Origin of the sequence: Psychrobacter sp. PG1, assembly GCF_014897815.1 — a bacterium.
Lineage (GTDB): Bacteria > Pseudomonadota > Gammaproteobacteria > Pseudomonadales > Moraxellaceae > Psychrobacter.
On record NZ_JABUZG010000059.1, the window covers coordinates 1 to 1,087 of the forward strand.

The 1,087-nt window shown below is 43.5% G+C and carries 2 protein-coding genes; both read right to left on the reverse strand.

Annotated features, from left to right (window positions below; translation table 11 throughout):
• Positions 1 to 16 precede the first annotated feature (16 nt).
• On the reverse strand, positions 17 to 571 hold the full coding sequence (locus INT03_RS09545) for an IS630 family transposase (RefSeq protein WP_193008768.1): 555 nt from the start codon (positions 569 to 571) through the stop codon (positions 17 to 19).
• The gene (locus INT03_RS09550; protein ID WP_193008767.1) at positions 568 to 1,053 is read right to left on the reverse strand and encodes a winged helix-turn-helix domain-containing protein; all 486 of its coding nucleotides are present in this window, start codon (positions 1,051 to 1,053) and stop codon (positions 568 to 570) included. The genes INT03_RS09545 and INT03_RS09550 overlap by 4 nt, the downstream gene beginning before the upstream one ends.
• Between the last annotated feature and the right edge of the window lie 34 nt (positions 1,054 to 1,087).

Sequence of the window (1,087 nt, forward strand, 5' to 3'; positions counted from 1 at the left end):
ATACCAATCCCAATAATTAAAGTTGCGCCCAAGTACGAGTGGTTAAAGACTGAATCCTCTGTGGCTGTTTAAGCAGGTTATTCCAAGCCAAGCAAGCGGCATCGACAATAGCCTCATAACTTTCATAACAACGATTAGATAGCTCATTTTGCTTAAGGTACTGCCATACTCTCTCAGAGGGATTAAGCTCAGGTGAATAAGGCGGTAATTTAAGCATAGTGACATTACCCTGATTCAAGCTTGGTTGATGCCACAATGCACCGTCCATCACTACGACCGCATGGCGTCCTTTTGGTACGGCTTTACTAATCTCAAGCATATGCAATAACATTGTATGTTTATTGACTGAAGGCAATACTAAACCTACCGCCTCTGCTGTCGCTGGACAAAAGGCACCAAACAGATAAGCGGAATTAAACTGCTGCTGCTTGATCAGTCGAGGACGCTCACCGCGGTAATGCCAAACTCTGGTCAATGACCCTTGTTGTCCTATTCGAGTTTCATCTTGGAACCATATATCTACATGATCTAGGCTTACCTCAGTAGGTAGGGACGCCTCAACCTGTGCTATAAAGTTTTTTTAAAAGCGTCTTGAGCTTGTGGGTCTGCTTTTGGATGCTGACTACGAGCACTTATCCAACTCATATCAATACGTTTAAGCAGCTCGTAGATACCATTGACGGTATAGTGGGCGTTGTAGTGTTCTTTAGCCAATTGCTGAATATCTTTACCGGTCAAACGACCGCCAGCTCGCTTGTCTTGTTCGGAGACTATCATGGCTTTAAAAGCGTCTATGTCTGCTTCTGCCAGTTTACTATGCCGACCTTTGCGATGACGATCATAGAGACTCTCAAGTCCTCGTTCATGATATCGTTTCAAGGTACGCCTGGCAGTTTCAGGGTGAATACAAAGATCTTTGGCAATATCGTTTGTGGCTTTGCCTATACTATATTGATATAAGATAAGCAGGCGTAGGCGGGCTCTGGGGTTACTCTCGGTCTTTGAGTGTTTGCCAAAGTCATGCTCTTCTAGGTTATGGATTGGTATAGTCATAAGTGAATTATACTATATATTTTGGGTTTGGTAT